The organism is Pedobacter sp. (assembly GCF_035317785.1).
Classification (GTDB): domain Bacteria; phylum Bacteroidota; class Bacteroidia; order Sphingobacteriales; family Sphingobacteriaceae; genus Pedobacter.
Map to the genome: position 1 here is coordinate 1 of NZ_DATHGC010000198.1, position 3,466 is coordinate 3,466.

Consider the following 3,466-nt stretch of genomic DNA (forward strand, 5'->3'; position numbering starts at 1 on the left):
CAGATAGGTACTAAAGTTCCATTTCCCAGGAAACATCCCCGTTAGCAGACCAGCTCTGGAAGGTGAACAGATTGGTGCAGCGCTGTAGTATTGTGTAAGCTTCAGGCCGTTTTTTGCGAGCGCATCAATATGCGGTGTAGGCACGAAATTGCCGCCAAATGTCCCGACATCCCCAAATCCCATGTCATCAGTCAGAATAACGATTATATTGGGTTTTCGAACCTGCGCATGACCGGCATAGACGATCAAGAGCAACGACAGTATAGTCAGTTTCAGTTTTTGTGTGTTCATTTGAGCTATTCTCATTAGTGTTCCTTTATATTTTTTGGCTGACGTGATAACGCATCCATCTCTGTAGCGATACCTTTGTCGTTCTGCTGTTTCATAAACCCGGCCAGCTTAACCGCCAGATCTTTTTTTACCCCTGCATATTTCAGATCAGCCGCCAGGTTATTCAGATTAAATGGGTCTTTGAGGATATCATACAATTCTTCCTCCGGGCGCTTCTGGTAGGCCGTTGCCCGTTTAGGATCAGCAGCCAGCCATTCTTTGAACAGCACAGAATTGGTTAGTGTATTTTGAAATTCATTTTGATGGTTCAGGTTGTGGATGTATAGGAATTTGTCATTCCTGGCCGACCGGATCGCATACGCATCACTACCTCTGATGATCCCCCTAGTCGTAAGCTCCGCAAATACATGGTCGCGCATGTGATTGGTCTCGCCCAACAGTACTTTTTTGAAACTCATGCCGTCAAAACCGGTATTGCCATTGCCATCCTTTGAACCGGTATTGATCTTTTGCGGATTTCCTCCTGCAAGGTCAATCAGGGTCGGGGTAATATCCGCATACTGAAGCATTGCCAGATTCCGGGTCCCCGGTCTGATCTTACCTGGCCAACGCACGACAAAGCCCGATCGAAGCCCCTGATCATAGAGTGTCCACTTGGAGAAAGGAAAAGAGTTACCCTGCTCGGTTGCAAACATGACAATGGTATTGTCCTTGTCGCCTGAACGTTCAATGATATTCAGACAAGCGCCAACCAGGCTATCCAGATAGGTGATCTCCGCGAAGTATTTCGCCATCTGTCTGCGCGTTATCTTTGTATCGACCATGTTCGGGTTCAGTTTTATCCGCTCAGGATCATAAGCTTTTTGATTGCCCCTGTTCCAGGGCTCATGCGGCTGATTACTGGTAAACATCAGAAAATAAGGCTTACCTGTTGATTTTTTGATATAAGCTTCTGCCTTACTCAAGTCTACATCCTGTCCCTGGCCATTGTCACCATCCCTGCCACCAAGAAAATCAAAAGGATATGAAGAAACCGGCGCATAATGTCTTTTACCAATCAGGGCTGTTTCATAACCCAGCTCCTTTAGATAAGCGGGCAACGTTTTTATACCATCATAGATCATCGTGTGGTTAGGATATGCACCATTTCTTACAGGACCGAGGCCAGTAAGCAGCGATTGCCTGGTCGGCGAACAAACCGGCACCATGTTGAACATATTGTCCAGGCAAACACCTTCTTTAGCAAGGCGTGCAAGGTTTGGTGTATGAACCTGCGTACTTCCGTATGGTTCAATGTCAGTCATTGTCAGATCATCGGCCATGATCAGAACGATATTTGGCGGCCGGTTTGCAGGTCGTTCAGGTGATTTGACCGGAACCTGCAAAGCCGTTAAAGACATGATAACCGCAGCGCAGAACAGACCGGTAAAAGCTAGCTTGATGACTTTATCCATATCAGTTTTGTTTACTGTAAACCCTATCTACCGAAGCGCCTTCATCGCCTTGCTGCTTCATCCAGTCTTTCAAAACCCCGGTCAACTTGTCAATCTGTTTTGTGTAAGCCCGATTGCCGGCGAGGTTGTTTAACTCATACGGGTCTTTCGACATGTCATAAAATTCTACGGGTGGCCGCTTACTTATCCGTTCATACAAGAACTTCGCTGTTTCGTCCGTTTTTGCTTTTTGCTGCCAGGAATTCCATACGCCCAGATCACCTGGATTGTTGTACCATTTTATTGCGTAGGTTTTTTCCGGCGTTAGGTTCAGGATCAGCTTATACCGGTTGTCGCGCACGTTTCTGCTTGGGTAAGCAGGCCCTTCAGGAATGTTGTTATTCATCCCGAAGGCATAGGGACGGGCCGTTTGGGATAAACCTTTCAGCACCGTTAAAAAACTCTTGCCATCCAGGCTATCGATCGCCATTCCGCCGGCAATATCGATGAGGGTCGGTGTGATGTCTTCATATTGTACGATAGCATCGGTTTTCGTATTTGGCTTGATGACCCCCGGCCATCGCACGAGCATTGAACTTTTTTGCCCGGCATCCCAGCAAGTCCACTTACCACCCGGGAACTGTGCACCTTGCTCACCCAAAAACATGAAGATGGTATTCTTATCCTGCCCGTTCTTTTTTAGCAATTGCATCACATCACCCACCTGATCGTCCAATCTGCGGATTTCTGCCAGATATTTACAGTACTGTGCACGTGTTTCCTTAGTGTCGACCATGTAAGGCGGCAAAACAAGTTTGTCCGGGTCAAATTCTGAAGGATCGCCCAAATCCCAGGGTTTGTGGGGATTAATACTCATGATGAACAGGCAAAATGGTTTGTCACCCGCATTCATGTATTTGTCGATAGCAGTCAGGCTATAGTCATCCTTACTCGCCACGCAGTTGGGTTGAAAGCCTTCGATGAAATCAAATGGAAATGAAGTACGGGGCCTGGTACTGTGGTCCTTACCAGTCAACCCAACTTTATAACCCACTTCACCAAGATAATGACCTATACTCTTCATGTCCTTATTGACCGGCTTATGATTTTGAAAAGAACCATGTCTGATCGGATAAAGACCCGTAAACAGGGATGCACGTGTCGGAACGCATGTGGCATTTGAGGCATAGATGTTATTGAATTGTAAACCTTCAGTTGCCAGCTGGTCGTTGTACTTGGTATGGATGTTTTTTCCGCCATAGCAGCTCAACTGGCGCGTATCCAGGTCGTCAGCCATAATAATCACGACATTGGGCCGCTTTTGGCTTTTGGTCTGCGCACTGAGCAGTGCCGGTGTCAGCATAGTTAACGAAAGGAGCAGATAACAGGTAATTTTCTTCATAGTAAGACTTTTTTAATGGAACTATCTTTTCACAGGGTAAACGTCGGAATAGAGCAACTCAGGCACTCCGACAACTTTCAATGCGATCCTTGCATAAAGATAAGGGCTATTGGCCAAAAGCGGCACTGTTAAATCCTGGCTTAATGTAATCGGTTGTGAGAGGTCCAGGCCGGCACCCGGCTTCGTACTTAATGGATCGACAGGAGTCGGTGCAAGTTTAGTTGGATCGTCTACAATCGTAGTTCTCCCCATGATTATCGAAATGCGTTCAACCTGTCTGCCTGTCACAACATTGGTTACACGGCAGGTCGCATTGAGCACGTCAGCAGCAAGGGTAAAA

Annotated in this window: 4 protein-coding genes; all 4 read right to left on the reverse strand. The window is 46.8% G+C overall.

Going from position 1 to position 3,466, the window contains the following annotated elements:
- Positions 1-306: sulfatase-like hydrolase/transferase (locus tag VK541_RS12065; RefSeq protein ID WP_324370376.1), on the reverse strand; the 306-nt coding region annotated here is incomplete at its 3' end.
- Positions 306-1,745, reverse strand: coding sequence for a sulfatase (locus tag VK541_RS12070; protein ID WP_324370378.1), 1,440 nt, complete (start codon positions 1,743-1,745; stop codon positions 306-308). The genes VK541_RS12070 and VK541_RS12065, both read right to left, overlap by 1 nt.
- A gap of 1 nt (position 1,746) precedes the next feature.
- Positions 1,747-3,126, reverse strand: coding sequence for a sulfatase (locus VK541_RS12075; RefSeq protein WP_324370380.1), 1,380 nt, complete (start codon positions 3,124-3,126; stop codon positions 1,747-1,749).
- Positions 3,127-3,147: 21 nt separating this feature from the next.
- Positions 3,148-3,466, reverse strand: a 319-nt coding sequence (locus tag VK541_RS12080) for a DUF3823 domain-containing protein (protein ID WP_324370382.1), incomplete at its 5' end; no start/stop codon positions are given.

Coding starts and splice junctions, on each gene's coding strand:
- VK541_RS12070 (WP_324370378.1), bottom strand. CDS start 1,745: ATGGATAAAGTCATCAAGCTAGCTTTTACCGGTCTGTTCTGCGCTGCG.
- VK541_RS12075 (WP_324370380.1), bottom strand. CDS start 3,126: ATGAAGAAAATTACCTGTTATCTGCTCCTTTCGTTAACTATGCTGACA.